This is a genomic window from Polyangiaceae bacterium (assembly GCA_020633235.1).
In the GTDB taxonomy this organism is placed as follows: Bacteria; Myxococcota_A; Polyangia; order Polyangiales; family Polyangiaceae; genus JACKEA01.
On sequence record JACKEA010000002.1, the window covers coordinates 1,168,223 to 1,183,213 of the forward strand.

Sequence of the window (14,991 nt, forward strand, 5' to 3'; positions counted from 1 at the left end):
CCAGCCGAATCGAGGGCTCACGGCCACAGCAGCGCGCCAAGCCCGGAGGTACGGTGCAGCCGCCGCGCGATGGCGGCACGCACGCTGGCCGGATCCCCGAAGATGACGACCCGCTCGCGCGCGCGGGTGACGGCGGTGTAAAGCAGCTCCCGCGTGAGCAGGGGCGACGCCGGCCCCGGCAGTACCACCGCGACCTCGTCGAATTCGGAGCCCTGGCTCTTGTGGATGCTCATCGCGAACACGGTTTCGTGCGGTGGAAGGCGTGAGGGGGACAGCAGACGCACTCCCTCCGCGCCGGGAAAGGCCGCGCGCAGAGTTCCGTCGTGCTCCACCACGATTCCGATGTCGCCGTTGTACAGACCCAAGCGGGGATCGTTCTCGGTGATGAGCAGCGGGCGGCGGGGAAAGAACCGAGCGCCACTCCGGGCGAGGAGCCCCGCTTCTGCCAGGGCTCGTTCGATCCGAGGGTTCTGCAGCTGGACGCCGGCCTTCCCGCGGCGATGGGCGCACAGCACACGGAAGCGGTTGAATGCTCCGAGGGCGTCTGCCGCGGTGGCCGCCGTCAGCGCCGGCCGATAGCCTCGAACGCACAGCTCGGAAAGCTCCGCGCTTCCAGCTGCGCACAGGCGTACGTCGCGCCCTTCCGCCAGGAGCGCGAGCGCTTGCTCCGCGTCGCCCGCACGGATCGCGCTGGCGAGGCCGCCGATCCCCCGCGCCGGGTCGAAACGGTAGCTCCGGGTCAGCCGCACCACTGAATCGCCCATTGGGCTCTGCTGGTCCCCGGAGTCCGCCACGGGCAGGTCCTCCTCGAACACGGCCCGGGCCCGCTCCCGGAGCCGTGGTGAGTAGGCGCGCTGGTCCGCGCCACGGCACACGTCCCCGAGCACCGCTCCGGCTTCCACGCTCGCCAATTGGTGCTCGTCTCCCAGCAGGATCAGGCGTGCGTTCGGCGGCACGGCGTCGAGCAGGCGGCGCATCAGCGCGACGTCGACCATGCTCGATTCATCCACGATGACGAGGTCGGCGGAGAGCGGATTGTCGCGATCGTGGCGAAAGCGCGTGGCCAGCCGGGTCGGCCCCAATGCTCGGTGAATGGTGGACGCCTCGGTCTGAATGGAGGCCTCGACGTCGAGGCGGGCGAGCCCGGTCTGAATCGCCTCCCCCAGGCGCTGCGCCGCCTTGCCGGTGGGCGCCAAGAGCCGTGTTCGCCCCGAGCTGAGCCCCAGCTCCGAGAGCAACGCGAGCAGCTTGACGACGGTAGTCGTCTTCCCGGTTCCGGGGCCTCCGGACACGATCGCCAGGTGCCCGAGGGTAGCCACCATGCACAGGGCGCGCTGCGCGTCCGGACCCTCGGGCGGCCCGAACAGACGCCGGAGCGCCGAGCCCAGCTTGGCGTCCACCGGGGCGGGCTTCGCGCGTTCGAGCAGTGCCTCGGCGACGCGCTGCTCGTGATCCCAGTAGCGCCACAGATACAAACGGCCGTCGTCCGTGAGCAGCAGCGGGCGCGGCTCCCCCGTGGCCGTCGTGACCAACTTCGAGCCCCGCAGCAGCGACGTCCATTCTTCGAAGTCCGGGTACTCCGCGCCACCCAAAGGCACGCCGTCGGCATCCACGATGGCGGCACCGGCGAAGGCGTGCACGTCGGCGCAGACGTGACCCTCGCGCACCTGACGGCTGGCGAGGGCGGCGGCCAGCAGCACCTTGGGATCCGCCTCGCCAACGGTGCGCGAGAGCACGCGGGCAAGCTCCACGTCCACCGGCGCGAACAGGCCCCGGGCGCGAAGGCCATCGAGCGTGCTCATGACAGCTCCTTTGACAGCGCCTGCACCAGAGCTTCGCTCGGCCGATCGAAGTAGACGCCGCGGCGATGCCCGGATGCGGGGGTCATGCCGCGCAGGAACAGGTAGTACACGCCGCCGAAGTGCCGGTCGTACTCGTAGTCCGCGATACGCGTGGCCAGATAGCGATGAAGGGCCACGACGTACAGGTGGTACTGCAAGAAATAGTGGTGATGCGCCATCGCCGTCGAGAGCCGGTCCGGCGTGTAGTCGTCGAGGTGGTCGCCGAGGTGGTTCGACTTGTAGTCCACCAGCCAGAAGCGCCCGTCGTACTCGAAGACCATGTCGATGAATCCGCGCAGGAACCCCGAAAGCGGCGCGAACCCGAGCTGCGAGATGCGCGCGCCGGTGTCCTTTGGCAGGGGCGGACGCCCGTGCTCCGTGAGCACGCGCCCGAGCCGGGCGGCCGACAGCTCCCGACCCCGCTCCCGCACCGGTAAGGAAAACTCCAGCTCGTCGAGGCGACGGTCGACCCGGATCTGCTCGAGGCGCGGTCCCGCGTCCGAGAGCGGCGTGCGCATCACCGCCTCCAGCGCCGCGGCCAGGTCGGGCATTGGCGGATAGCCGTAGGCCTCGAGCTTGTCGCGACTGACGGCCGCAATCGAGTCTGGATCTCCGAAGTTCGAGTGCTCGAAGATCGCGTGCAACAGCTCGCCGGGGCGCGCGCCCCGCGGAAACGCCGCCAGCGGCACTGGGGTCGCCGCTTCGGCCAGTTGCCCCGCGCGATCTTGCGCGGTCCCCTCGTCCACGTCGCGACCCACCTCCGCCAGCACGCTGAGCTCGTCGTGACTGCGCGCGACGAGAGCCGAAAAGCTCGAGCTGCGGTGGCCGAGATCGAAGAGCCGCTGGGGTACGCGTGCCGCGAACGCACGTGGCGTCGACCTTCGGTTGCGATACTGCCGGTCCGTGATGGGCGAAAGCTCTCGGCAGCCGACGGCGCCGTCGGAAGCCGCCCCGAGCTCGCGAATGCGGCCGAGGAGCGACCCATCCGACCCGTGCTCCACGAGCTGAGCCGGGCTGGCGCTCGCGTCCCCGGCGAGCAGCAGGTGACCGAGCGGCGAATCCCCGGCTCCGTTGAATGCACCGAACACCGCAACGCAGTGGCGCTTGGCGCGCGTGAGCGCCACGTAGGCGAGCCGAAGGCTTTCGGCGAAGGCCTCGCGATGGGCAAGCTGGTAGTGCTCGTCGGCCTCCAGCCTCTTTCCCCGCTCGTGCGTGAGCCGCAAGACCATGCCTCGGTCCGGGTCGTGGTAGTGGAGGATGTCGCGGTCTCGACCTTTTAGCGCCGCCCCGTCCCACAGGTACGGGCAGTACACCACCTCGTACTCGAGCCCCTTGCTCTTGTGCATGGTGGTCAGCTTCACCGCCGCGTCGTCCCGCTCCAGGCGTATCTGCTGCGCGTCGGGGGCCATGTCGAAGCGACCGCTGTCGAAGCGGACGTCGTCCCAGAAACGCAGCACTCCCGCGATACCCAAGTGCTGCTCTATCGCCGCTCGGTGAACGAGCTCGCTCAAGTGCAGATAGTTCGTGAGTCGGCGTTCGCCATCCACCAGGGCAAGGAGCCGCCGGGTGGCCCCGGACTCCGCGAGCAAGCTGCGAAATGCCAGCAAGAAGCCCGAGCTTTCCCAGCGTGCGTGCCAAGCCAAGAAACGCTCCACGTGGAGCTCCCACGCCGCTTCGTCCTCCTCCATCGCGAGCAGCTCCAGCGCCCGCACACCGAAGGGCGCCGTCACGAGGGCCGCGGAGAGCGCCGCTTGGCTCGTCGGCCGCGCCAGCGCCTGCAGGATGAACGTGAGCTCCTCGGCCTCCGGAGTGGACAGCACGCTCTTGTCGCCCAAGAGCACGCTCGGAACTTGACGCTCGGCGAGCGCGCGCTGCAGGGCCTGGGCCTCCTTGTTGCTGCGCGTCAGGATGGCGATGTTGTCGGGAGTCAACGCTCGCCCCGCGATGGGCGGAGCTTCTTCCAGCAGTTGGCACACGTCGCTCGCGACGCGCTCGCTCATTTCGGCATCCCCCTTGGGGATGCGCTTGCTCTCGTCCTTACGGCGAACGAAGGCGACCTCCAACGGCGCTCGCTCGGAGGCGAGCTCGTCCTTCGCGCCCGGCCGCGCCTGCACCGGGTGGTAGTCGATGCCTGGGAGCTCGAAGGGACGCTCGGGCCGCGAGAACACCGCGTTGACGGCCCGCACCAGGCCCGGGTCGGATCGGTAGCTCGTAGTGAGCGTGTAGCGCTCCGAACCCGCGTCCCTCGCGGCCGCCAGATACGAGAACACGTCTGCACCGCGAAACGCGTAGATCGCCTGCTTGGGGTCGCCGATGAGCAGCAGCGTCGTTTCCGCGCCGGACCAAACCCTGGAGAAAATCCCGTATTGAGTCCCGTCCGTATCTTGAAACTCGTCGATGAGCGCGGCGGGGTATCGGCTTCGGATCCCTTCTGCCAGCGCTTCTCCGCCGGGAGCACCCAGTGCCACGACGAGCCGCGTCAGGAGGTCGTCGAAGGATTGCACGCCGGCATCGACCTTCCGACGGTCGAGCTCGCTCCGCACGTAGTGAACGAGCCCCTGCTGGAATTCGAGCAGCCATGCTTCCAACGAATGCCGCGCGCGCGCCTCGGCCTCCACCAGCTCTTCCATCTGCTCGAAGAACGGATGACGCGGAGCGCGACAGCCTTGCTTGACCGCCTTTTCGAGGGCACTCCGAGTGAAGCGCTGCGCGTGCTCGGACCAGCCATCGAGGGAAGGCTCTGCTCGCGCCAAGAGTCCGTCGAGCTGGCTCGCCCACTTCGAAATGGAGGTCAGTGGCACGATATTTCGGCTGAGGTCCTCGGAGCGGAGCAGCTCGAGGATCTCCCCTCGCGCCCGTGACCAGGTCGCCTTGGCCTGCTCTCGAGCGGCCAAGAAGCGCGCCATGCGTTCGTCGGTCGAGCCTGCCGGGAGGCTGGTTTCGAAAGGAACGTCGTGCCAACCGATGGCGACGTGCGCCAGGCTGACGAGGGCAGGAAGCCCCACCTTCTGGCTGCGCAGGAAGTCCACCTGCGCGGGCGTCGCTCGATACAGCTCCCGGGTCCAGTAATCCTCCACCACCTGAAGCAGGAGCGGCGTCTGGTCCGAAACCAGCTCGGTCTCGAAGCGCGTCTGACTCTCGAAGGCGTGATCCAAGAGGGCGCGTTGGCAAAACCCGTGGATGGTGAAGATGGCCGCTTCGTCGAATCCGTGGAGCGCCTGTGACAACAGCGCGCGATCATGCGCGCGGTCTTCGCTGCGGGCGACGAGGGCGCGGATCTCAGCGTCCGCGACCCCGCCATCGAAGGCGAAGATCGCGTCGCGAATGCGCGCCCGCACCCGGGCGCGAAGCTCCGCAGTCGCTGCGCGGGTGAACGTCACCACCAAGATCTGGTCGATGCGCAGATGGCGCTCCAGCAGCAGCCTCAAGAACAGCGTGGTAATGGTGTACGTCTTGCCGGTTCCGGCACTGGCTTCGATCAGACGCCGACCCTGGAGCGGGATCTCGAGGACGTTCAGCGGTTTCACCGCGTCACCTCGTGCGTTCGATGGCGAAGCAGCGGCGCAAACACCTGCTGTGAGGCTTCGACGAAGGTCGGAAAGCCGGCCAAGGGGCGATAGCCGTCCGCCAGCGGGTCGGTGTCGCCGAAGACCCGCGCCACGTAGGCGTCCGTGGCCTCCGAGCCGCCGATGTAGTCGGAGCCTTTGAACTTCTTCCGAGCCCGGCCGAGGGCCACCTCGTGGCTGTGGCTCTCCAGCGATTGCACGTACGTCTCCGATGCGGCCGGGAACAACGGCAGGGGGCCGCGGTCGCCCAAGTCGTAGAGATCGAGCAGGTGTTTGAGATGCTGCTCAGCGTCGGCCCGAGGAAGGGGAGCGAGCCGGGTGACGGCAACGCCGCTCTTGTCGCACCGGCTCACCAACGAGCTGGTGCCGGAGAAACCGCTTGCGGCGAGGACGAGATGCCGGACCCAAAGCGCAAGCACGCGCTTGGCGCTGAGCCTGGAGTAGGTGTGGCGAACCTGCCCACCCTGGAACAGCTCGCCCACGCTGCCGACTACGCCGGGCAGCTCGACATGCCATGGCGCGCTCGGACCGTCGCCCCGCTCTCGAACGATCTCGCGCACGAGCGTACGGGTCTCCGCAAGCAGAGCTTCGAACCAATGCTGCCCCACGGCGCCGAGGGGCAGGATGCCGCGCGCCGAGAGCAGCTCGAGGACAGCCGCGGGGTCACTGCCCTCGAGCAAGCGGTCCAACATGAAGCTGCCGATGCCGAACTGCTCGAGAGCCGAGACATCCATGGGCTCCCGGTCCTGCAGCGCCAGCACCGGGCGCCGCAAGCGCAGCTTGAGTCGGTTTTCCAGCAGATGACGTACCGGAAGCTCGAAGAAGCGCGCGAGGTCGTCGACGCTCACCGGCTGCGGTTCTGCTGCCGCCAGAGGGGCCTCGAACAGTGGCTCACGCCGCCGTCGCTCCCGACTGCGAATGCTCGCCGCGTCGGCCTCGGCGCCGGCGAAGGAGAACAGCCGTGGGTCGCTCCCGTCGAAGTAGCGCTCGCTGAAGGGCGCCAACGGTTGTTGGAGCACGAGCTGCGCGCTCGTTTTCTCCACTGCGGCGCTGGCGAATAACTCGAGCTGCGGGCGCGCCGACGCCACGTAGAAAGAGCGGTCCATCACGTCGAGCAACTCCCCCACCACCACGGAGGGCGGTCGCTCGGAATCGTCCTGGATGGCGCGACCCACCCAGCTCACGTACAGGTGGTCGCGAGCCGAGAGCAGCGCTTCCAAGAACAAGTGACGATCGTCCTCGCGCAGGGAGCGATCCCCGACACGCGGCTCTCGCGCCATCTTGTCGAAGCTCGGAGGCCGACCGACTCTCGGAAACGCTTCGTCCCCGAGACCGAGCAGGCACACTACTCGGAAGGGCACGCTGCGCATCGGCAGCAGGGCGCAGAACGTGATGCCGCCGGCCAAGAAGTCATGGCTGCTGCGCTCGCTCGCGAGCCGCTCGGACAGCACCGCGAGCACGACCTCTCGGGTGATGGGCTCGAAGAAGCCGACGCTCTCGGCTTCCTCGGCGAGCTCCGCGATCTTTTCCCGTACGACTTTCAGGGGGTAGCTGTACGCGTCGTCGTCCGAAGAGAGCTCCGCCAGGGCGTCGTACAGGGCGGTCTTCCACTCGGCCAGCGGCCGCGGGCGCGCCAGCGCCTGCGCCAGCGCGAACAGCGTTTCCACGAATCGCGCGAGGCGTCCGGTGCTCGCGGCGCGATCGCCCTCCACGTCATCGAAGGGCAGCACGCCCTCGAAGGTGGCCCGCTCGCCCAGGGGCAGCGCATAGCCCACGAGCAGCCGGGACAGGCCGAAGCGCCAGGTGTTCTCCTCTCGCGCGGGTTGACCGAAGCTCTCACGGTGGGCGGCATCCATCCCCCAACGCACGCCGACCTCGTGAACGCGACCAGCGAGCTCGGACTGCTCCTCCGGGGAGATCCCGAAGCGTGCGCGCACGGGCTCGAGCTCCAAGATGTCCAGCACCTCACTGGCGGTGAAACGCCCACCGGAGAGACGCAGGAGAGAGAGCACGGCTTCGGCGACGGGACTCTGTACGCGCTCCGAGCGGTCGGCAATGCGGTGAGGCAAGAAGCCCGGCACTTTGGGGTCCGAGCCGAACACGGCCTCGATGTACGGAGCGTATTCGTCGATGTCGACGGCCATCACGACGATGTCGCTCGGCTGCAGTGTTTCGTCGTCGTTCAACAGCCCGAGCAGGCGGTCCCGCAGCACCTCCACCTCGCGCATGGGGCTGTGGCAGGACACCAGCGCGACGGACGCGTCGCCCGGATCGAGAGGGAGGGCGCGCGTGGTCCCGGTGCCGCGCTCCCGCAACGTCAAGATGTCGGACTGCAGCACGTGCAGCGCGGTGTCCGTCCCCGGGGGCACGAAGCGAGCGTCCGTCTCGTCGACGTACTGGACCGTGGACTCCAAGACCTGCTGGAAATCCCGCCCCGTCTTGCCCAGGGAGCCGAGCAGAGCGTTGTCCGTCCCCAGGTGCAGCTCTGCATCTCGCCCTTTCTGGCGGGCCCGCGCACGGGACAGCTCGCGCGGGGAACGGACCTCGCCCCAGAACTCCTGCGACGGATCCAGGTGGAACAGGTGCACCTCGGCATGCTCGGCAAGACGGCTGAGGATGCGCAGGTACACGGGGGGAAGCGACGAGACGCCGATGATGCTGACGCGCGAAGGAAGCCCCGCCGGAAGCTCGGACGACCACGCGCGCTCGAAGCGCTTCACGCGTTCGGCAACGTGGGTGTCGCTGACGTGGGTCATGAGCGCACGCCAGGTGATGGCCTGCCAATCCGAGCCCACCCCCGCGTCCCACTCGAGCACCCAGTCCGGCCGATACACCGCGTATTGGTCGAACACGTAGGCGATGCGCTCGCACAGCTCGCGCCGCTTTTCCCCCCGGGGGTCGTCCGCCAGGTAGCGACGGATGGGCGCGAGCTCCTCCCTGGACACCAGCTCCGGCATCAACGCCGAGAGTGCCCAGGCAGCGCGCTCCCGCGACAGCGTGGCCGGGTCGGTCCCGAGCACGGCATCCAGCACTTCGTCGATGAAGGTTCTGGGAAATGGGAACCGCGCGTTGGCGAAGATGCCGTGGCGCCGAGCGAGCTCGAGCGCCACCCAGCGCTGCATGCCCTTGCTCTGGACGAGCACGACTTCCTGCTCGAAGGCGGACGCGAGAGGCCGGGCCACGACGCCCGCCAGGGCCAGGACCAACTCCTCCATCCGGTTGCTGCGGTGCACGCGAAACAAGGGCGCTCCGTCCTCTACGCGCCAGCGGCGGAGCAATCAAGCGGGGGCGGACGGGCAATGTCCCGCCTTGCCGCGTCAATTTTCCCGCCCTTGCTCCCAGCGCTGCCCGGGATAAGGTGTGCCAGCGGTCCCGATGAGCGAACGCAGCGATACCCAGGCCAGCCCGCCGACGCCCGTGCGCCTGCGGTGGCGCCGACACGAGCTGCTCTTGACGACGGGGACCTATCTCGTGGGCCGGGACAGCTCGTGCCACATCCTGCTGGAGGAGCCGCGGGTCTCGCGCCGCCACGCGCGGGTTTCCGTCGACGGCGCGGTGGTGTTCATCGAAGACCTGGGCAGCATGAACGGCCTGTTGGTCAACGGTGTGCGCGTGGTGCAGAAGCGGGCGTTGTTCGATGGCGATTGGATCACCATCGCCGGGGAAGAGCTCGAGGTATGCATCGGTGATACGCACCGCGCACGCCACCGGTCGGATACCGTGGACGAGCTGACCAGCGTTCCCCCCTCCAGCCCGCAAGACACCGACCGCAAGATCTCCGAGCCCCCCTCGGACGCCGAGCCGACGCAGCGAAGCCGCTCCCTCGAGATCCTCGGCAGCATCGCAGACCGCGCCATCGAAACCGGCAAGCTGAAAGATGCCGAGGACATGCTCAAGACCACGCTGCTCGACATCTTGCAGGAAGCGAGCGCGGGACACGTTGTGGAAGCGGACGCCCGCGAGTTCTGCCTGAGCTACGCCCTGAAGCTCTCCGAGGAGACGTCTCACCCGCGCTGGTTCGAGTACTGCATCGATCTGCTGCGCGCCCTGCGCCTCCCCTGCGGCGAGGACCTCGCGGGTCAGCTCCGGACCACGCTCCGGCGCATCGGCAACGTGGATGCCAGCCGTCTGGAGGCCTGGGCGAACCTGCTACGCAACGCCGATTCCGTCAGCGCCCGCAGCGTGCAACGGGTGGAAACCCTGGTCGCCGAGGCCCGGGCTCACCAGAAGTGAGTCACAGGGGGGCGTCCCGCCCGCGATCCACGTCGAACGCCTTGGCCGAGTACAGCTCGCTCCAGCGCTCGCCCGAGGTCGAAAGCGGCGCCGGCGCCCGCTCGTAGTCGGGCTTTTCACGGCCCAGGCAGGAGAGCACCACGAACGGATCCGCCCGCCGCGCCCGACGGGTGTCGGCCCCTCGACGCTCGAAGGAGTTCGGGCGCAGGCAGTGCTCGTCGAGAGAGTCCAGGAATCGATCCGCCGCTTTGGTGTCCGACTGATCGCGCCCGGAGTGGCGCTCGGCCACCGCCTTCTTCTCGCTGTCCTGCAAGATGACCTCGAAGTGCAGGTGCGGCGCGATGCTCTTGCCGCTCGCGTTGCCCGTCTTACCGACTTCACCGACCTTCTGCCCACGGCGCACGCGGACGAGGTCCGAGCCGACCTCGGTCTTCGACAAATGACAGTAGAACAAGCTCGCGAAGATCTGGTGGCCGTCGCTGAGCTCGTCGGGTACCGGGCAGACCACCTTCACCCATTTGCCAAAGCTCTTGCTGACGCCGGATCGGGCCTTGCCCTCGCACGGCGCAAAGGTGGGCGTGCCGATGGGCGCGAGCAGATCCACGCCGTTGTGCTTGCCGTGGTAACGCGGCGCCAAGAACGCGCCCCGCCCACCCTCATCGCGTCGGACGCCGTAGTCCGTAGGCAGCACGTAGCCCCAGGGCTGGCTGAGCTCCGGAGGGACCTCCCGCGCCTTGTCCGGCTCGGGCTTGGCGGCGACGCTGGCGGGCGGTTTGGGTACCACCTTCGCCACCGGCGGCTCGTAGCTCGGGCTCGAGCCCCCGCTGGCGGTGGGCTGCGGCGACGGGGGCGTGGTGCAGGCGGCGAGCAGGCAAAGCGCCGCGGCGAGGCTCAGGCTGTTCCGTAACTCCATGATTTCATCGAGAAAAGGCGCGCGTTTGGGGACGTGCGCGGGTCTCGAGCCCCACCCTAGACGAAGCTTCAGCGGACGGGCAAAAAGGCTATCCCGTGGTCGGCTCCCAGCGCCCCTCGACCACCGCCCCGTCGATGGTGGTGGCGATCACGCGGCCCACGTCGGCGAAAATGCTCACGAAGGGGACGTTCCACTCCTCCTGCTTCCACACCAGCGTGAAGGGGTCGGCCTGGGCGGTGTCGTGCAGCCACAGGGCACCGGCGCTGGCGGCCCAGGTACGCCCCGTCACGTCCACCGCCACGGCGGTGAGATCCGGCTCACCGGGCACCACCAGGTGCTCGAGCTCCTTGTTGCGCACGATGAGCACCCGCCCCGACGAGCCCACCACCACGCCGAGCCCGAGATCCTGCTGCGCTGCGCAGCTCATGTAACACTCGGTGTCGTCCGCGGCGAGGCGCTCGACTTCGAACATGAGTGGGCTGTAGATCGCGGCAAAGCCGGCCCCCGCGCGCGAACGTCCGCTGATCAGCCAGCGTTCGTCCTCCAGACGCGCGATGCCGGTGACGCTGGAGGCCTTCGACAGCGAGGCGGGCTTCATCCAACGCCGGGCCGCGAGACCGAACAAGAGCGGGGCTTCGCTGCCGCGCTCGCCGACGAGCACGGCGAGATCCTCGAGCTCGCCGCTCGCGTGGGTGAAGGACACGGCGGAGTCCTCCGCCCGCAAAATGCTGGAGAACCCCTCCGGCGAGTAGTGCGCGATGGTGGCGCCGTCCCCTCCCACCAGATACAGGCCTGCGCCCACGCGCTCGGCGAAACGCACGCCATAGGGATGCGGAAAACCCCGTACCGGCGCCTCGCCCCACCCGGTTCCGTTCCAGAATGCCAAGCCGCGGCTCGCCGCCGCGAGGCAGCGACCGTCACCGTCCCAAGCGATGCTGCGGAGCACCCGCTGGTCCCCGGGTTGGTGGCGCACGTGCCAGCCCCAGCCGAAACGCCGAGGGGCAGAGTAGTCCGTGATGCTCTCCAAGCGCCGCCGCGGCGGCCGCGAGCGGCGTGCGCCGGACCTCAGCGCACGCAGCACGCCGGCGGCGAACTCCCAGGCCGAAGGCGGCCGGTGCCGCGGGTCGGCGGCGGTTCCCCGCGCCAAGATGCGATCGATGATCGCGCACTCCGCCGGTCGCTCCACGAGCTCCGGGCACAGCGCCTTGCACTCGGTGATGCTGCGCCGCGGCTTCTCGTGAGCCAGGAGCGCGGTGTCCACCGTGCTCTTGGCTCGGAACATTTCCTCGCCGGTCAGCAGCTTGAAGGTGACCGCCGCGAGACTGAAGATGTCGCTCTCGGGCCCCGCTGGCTCGCCGCTGCGCCGCACTTGCTCCGGCGCCGTGTAGCCAGGCGTCCCCCCGGGCAAGCCGATGAAGGTGCCCACCTGCCCTTGCGGCCGCGCGATGCCGAAATCGGCGATCTTGAAGATTTCCCCGTTGCCGAAGCCGCAGCAGAGCACGTTGTGGGGCGAAAGATCCCGGTGCACCACGCCGACTTCGTGGATCGCCTCCAGCCCCGTGGCGAGGCACGTGAGGGCCAGCGCCGCGCGATCCATGTCGAAGGCGTAGCCCGTCTGCTCCACGCTGAAGTCGATGCGCTCCTCCAGCGTGGTGCCCTCCGCTCCGCCATGGACGTACTCGAGCGCCAGCCACGGCAAGCGAAAGGTGAGACCGCCCTGCTCGATGTCGATGGCGTCGTTGGCGAGCAGCCGCACCACGAACGGCGTGGGCGGCACGCGCTCGTTCAGCCGGCTGAGGGCGACGGTTTCCTTCTCCACCGCGAGCAGCGCCATCTCGCCGTTGCGACGCATGAGCGCCGGACGCACGAACTTGAGCACCGCGGGAGACTCTCCGTCCGGCGCTCGTCGAAGCGCGAAGAACGCGACCGCATAGCTGCCCGCACCAATGGCGCGATCGATACGAAAGCTCACGTCGGGCTGGGCGCGCGCGCGCACCTTGCGCCCCTCGAGCGTGTGCAGCAGATCGTCTTCCGGCGGGATGCGAAGCATAGAAGAGTCGTCGAATCGCGCCGACGAGCGCGAGGCACCACAGTAACAGCGTTTTTGGCCGATCGTGACCCGCAACCCCGGGTCGCCGCCGATGCTGTCAAAAAGGCGGATTGGACCTCGGCCGCCAATCGTCGAACCGAGATTTGACGGGGATCGCGCCGGACCAACAAACCCATGTAGGGCCCAGCAAGGTGGGGTTCATCTGCATGTCGGTCCGCCGCGAGCCCTCCCGGCAGTCACGGCGCGGAGCGCGCTTGACGGATAATTTCCCTCAGTGGGGGGCGCGGCCCGGTCGAAAGCAGCCCGACGCGAAAGAGTCGCGATGCGATGCGCAGGGCGACCACCGTGGACAACAGCAGCAGCACGATGGAACCGACGATCTCCCACATGGGCACACCCGTCGGATCGAGGGACATGCGAAACACCAGCGTGGCCGGGGCGGAAAACGGGATCCACGTGAGCACCCGCGCGGCAATGCTGTGCGGTTCGTTGAGGATCACGGGCAGGAACATCAGAGGCACCGTGGCGAGCAAGCCCCAGAGCATGCCGAGCTGTTGGCTCTCGCGCACGTTGCCTCCGAAGGAACCGGTGCCGAGCATCAAGCTGCCCAGGAACGCGTAGGCCGCGAGGAACAGCACCGGGCTCAGCGCCAGCGCTTGCCAAGGCACGCGTACGTCGAACGGGGTGAGCAGGGAGACGACGGCCACGCGTACGCCCAGGGTCATCGTGAGCCAGGTGAACACCTGGATCAGACCCGCGCCGCCGAGGCCCAGGAGCTTGCCGGTCATGATCTCGTCCGCAGTGGCGGAGGAAAGCAGCACCTCGATGACCTTGTTCTCCTTCTCCGTGGCCGTGGCCTGGATCAGGTAGCTGCCGCTCATCAAGATGGACGAGAACAAGAGGAGCACGAAGCCGATGGGAAGCACCAGCCGACCCAGGAACGCGTCCCGCCGCTCCTTCTCTGAGCGTCCATCTTCGTGGATGCGAAACGTCTCCCGCTTCTTGATGGGATCCACCACCCGAGCGCGCAGGTCGTTGGTGAGGGCTCCGGCCAGCAAATGCCGACGCAGCACGGTGGAAAGCTCACTGCGCACTTCCCAAGGGTCTCCGGAAGCGCTGGCAGGACCGTTGCCGCGAATCACTCCGCTCTTCACGTAGTCCGCCGACAGCACGTAGTAGCCCTTGATTTCCCGGCGCGAGAGCGCGGCCCGCGCTGCAGGATCCGTCTCGAACACGGAGAAGCGCACCTTCTCCGCGGTCAGGTCTTCCCCCGCCTTCACGCCCAGCACGTGGGCTTCGTCCACCAACCCGTAATGCTTTTCGTGCTGCGCCTGACGACTGACCAAGTAGCCCGGTATCAGCGCCAGCGCCGCGTACATCACGGCGAAGATCGGCATCCCCAAGGTGATGACCAGGTATCCGGTACGCCGAATGGTGCTGAGCAGCTCGAAGCGAGCGACGGCGCGTGCCTTGGGCCAGCGGATCACGAAGTCTGCTCCGTCACCACGCGAATGAAGATGTCCTCCATGGGCGCCAGCACCCGTTCGAAGTGGCGCACCCCCACGTTGCGCTTGACCAGCTCCGCCAGCACTTGCTGGGCGTCCGTGTGCTCCGAGAGCAGCAGCCGGTAGCTCGTGGCTCCCTCGCTCACGGCCCGCTCCACTCCCGGCAGCTCCGGCAAGGGCTGGTCGAGCTCGAGGCGCACCTCGGGCAGCGAGTGCTTGTGACGCACGTCGCTGACGGAGCCGTATTCCACCAGACGCCCGGAGGAGAGCATGGCCACGCGATCGCAGAGCGTCTCCACCATGCTCATCTGGTGGGTGGAGAGGATGGTGGTGCGCCCGGATGCCTTGACCTCGGCTATCAAGCTCCGGATCAGCGCGCTGTTGACCGGATCGAGACCGGAAAAGGGCTCGTCCAGGATGCAGAGCTCCGGCTCCGTCTGGAGCGTGGCGGCAATCTGCACCTTCTGGCTCATTCCCTTGCTCAGCTGCTCCACGCTGCTGGTTTCGTGGTCGCGCAGCCCGACCTTGTCGAGCCAGAGCCGGGCTCGCGCCCGCTGCTCGATGTCGCGCAGTCCCTTGAGCGCACCGAAGTAGGCCATCACGTCGACGACCTTCTGCTTGGCGTACAGGCCCCGCTCTTCCGGTAGATAGCCCACGCGGTCGAGCGCGTCGCGCGTCAGCCGTTGCCCGAACAGGGTGACCTTGCCGGAGTCCGCCCGAACGATGTCCATCAAGACGCGGAGCGCGGTGGTCTTGCCCGCTCCGTTCGGCCCCAGCAAGCCGAACACCTCACCGGGGTTCACCTCGAAGGAGAGGCCGTGCAGGGCGACTTTGGTGCCGTACGTCTTTCTGACGCTCTCGAAAGCAAGCACGCTCATGCGAA

At 68.1% G+C, this 14,991-nt stretch carries 8 protein-coding genes; 1 reads left to right on the forward strand and 7 read right to left on the reverse strand.

Annotated features, from left to right (window positions below):
* Window positions 1-17 precede the first annotated feature (17 nt).
* The 3 genes from recD to recC are packed head-to-tail and all read right to left on the reverse strand — an operon-like array spanning window position 18 to window position 8,622.
* On the reverse strand, window positions 18-1,802 hold the full coding sequence (gene recD / locus H6717_15730) for an exodeoxyribonuclease V subunit alpha (GenBank protein ID MCB9578475.1): 1,785 nt from the start codon (window positions 1,800-1,802) through the stop codon (window positions 18-20).
* Window positions 1,799-5,368 (reverse strand): exodeoxyribonuclease V subunit beta, encoded by a 3,570-nt coding sequence (gene recB / locus H6717_15735; protein MCB9578476.1) that lies wholly within the window; start codon window positions 5,366-5,368, stop codon window positions 1,799-1,801. Before recB ends, recD begins: the two co-directional genes overlap by 4 nt.
* Window positions 5,365-8,622 carry an exodeoxyribonuclease V subunit gamma gene (gene recC, locus H6717_15740; GenBank protein ID MCB9578477.1) on the reverse strand — a complete coding sequence of 1,086 codons (3,258 nt, stop codon included), beginning with the start codon at window positions 8,620-8,622 and terminating at the stop codon, window positions 5,365-5,367. Before recC ends, recB begins: the two co-directional genes overlap by 4 nt.
* A gap of 160 nt (window positions 8,623-8,782) precedes the next feature.
* Between recC and H6717_15745 the strand changes: the two genes are divergently transcribed.
* On the forward strand, window positions 8,783-9,640 hold the full coding sequence (locus H6717_15745; protein ID MCB9578478.1) for an FHA domain-containing protein: 858 nt from the start codon (window positions 8,783-8,785) through the stop codon (window positions 9,638-9,640).
* A gap of 1 nt (window position 9,641) precedes the next feature.
* Here the strand turns inward: H6717_15745 and H6717_15750 are convergent, their stop codons facing one another.
* From H6717_15750 to H6717_15765, 4 genes are all read right to left on the reverse strand, one after another.
* The gene (locus H6717_15750) at window positions 9,642-10,553 is read right to left on the reverse strand and encodes a M23 family metallopeptidase (GenBank protein MCB9578479.1); all 912 of its coding nucleotides are present in this window, start codon (window positions 10,551-10,553) and stop codon (window positions 9,642-9,644) included.
* 88 nt (window positions 10,554-10,641) lie between these two features.
* Window positions 10,642-12,603 carry a serine/threonine protein kinase gene (locus H6717_15755; protein MCB9578480.1) on the reverse strand — a complete coding sequence of 654 codons (1,962 nt, stop codon included), beginning with the start codon at window positions 12,601-12,603 and terminating at the stop codon, window positions 10,642-10,644.
* A gap of 236 nt (window positions 12,604-12,839) precedes the next feature.
* A complete protein-coding gene (locus H6717_15760; GenBank protein ID MCB9578481.1) occupies window positions 12,840-14,090 on the reverse strand; it encodes an ABC transporter permease in 1,251 nt (416 codons plus the stop codon).
* Window positions 14,087-14,986, reverse strand: a complete 900-nt coding sequence (locus H6717_15765; protein MCB9578482.1) for an ATP-binding cassette domain-containing protein — start codon at window positions 14,984-14,986, stop codon at window positions 14,087-14,089. Before H6717_15765 ends, H6717_15760 begins: the two co-directional genes overlap by 4 nt.
* Between the last annotated feature and the right edge of the window lie 5 nt (window positions 14,987-14,991).

Coding starts and splice junctions, on each gene's coding strand:
- recD (MCB9578475.1), bottom strand. CDS start 1,802: ATGAGCACGCTCGATGGCCTTCGCGCCCGGGGCCTGTTCGCGCCGGTG.
- recC (MCB9578477.1), bottom strand. CDS start 8,622: ATGGAGGAGTTGGTCCTGGCCCTGGCGGGCGTCGTGGCCCGGCCTCTC.
- H6717_15745 (MCB9578478.1), top strand. CDS start 8,783: ATGAGCGAACGCAGCGATACCCAGGCCAGCCCGCCGACGCCCGTGCGC.
- H6717_15750 (MCB9578479.1), bottom strand. CDS start 10,553: ATGGAGTTACGGAACAGCCTGAGCCTCGCCGCGGCGCTTTGCCTGCTC.
- H6717_15755 (MCB9578480.1), bottom strand. CDS start 12,603: ATGCTTCGCATCCCGCCGGAAGACGATCTGCTGCACACGCTCGAGGGG.
- H6717_15765 (MCB9578482.1), bottom strand. CDS start 14,986: ATGAGCGTGCTTGCTTTCGAGAGCGTCAGAAAGACGTACGGCACCAAA.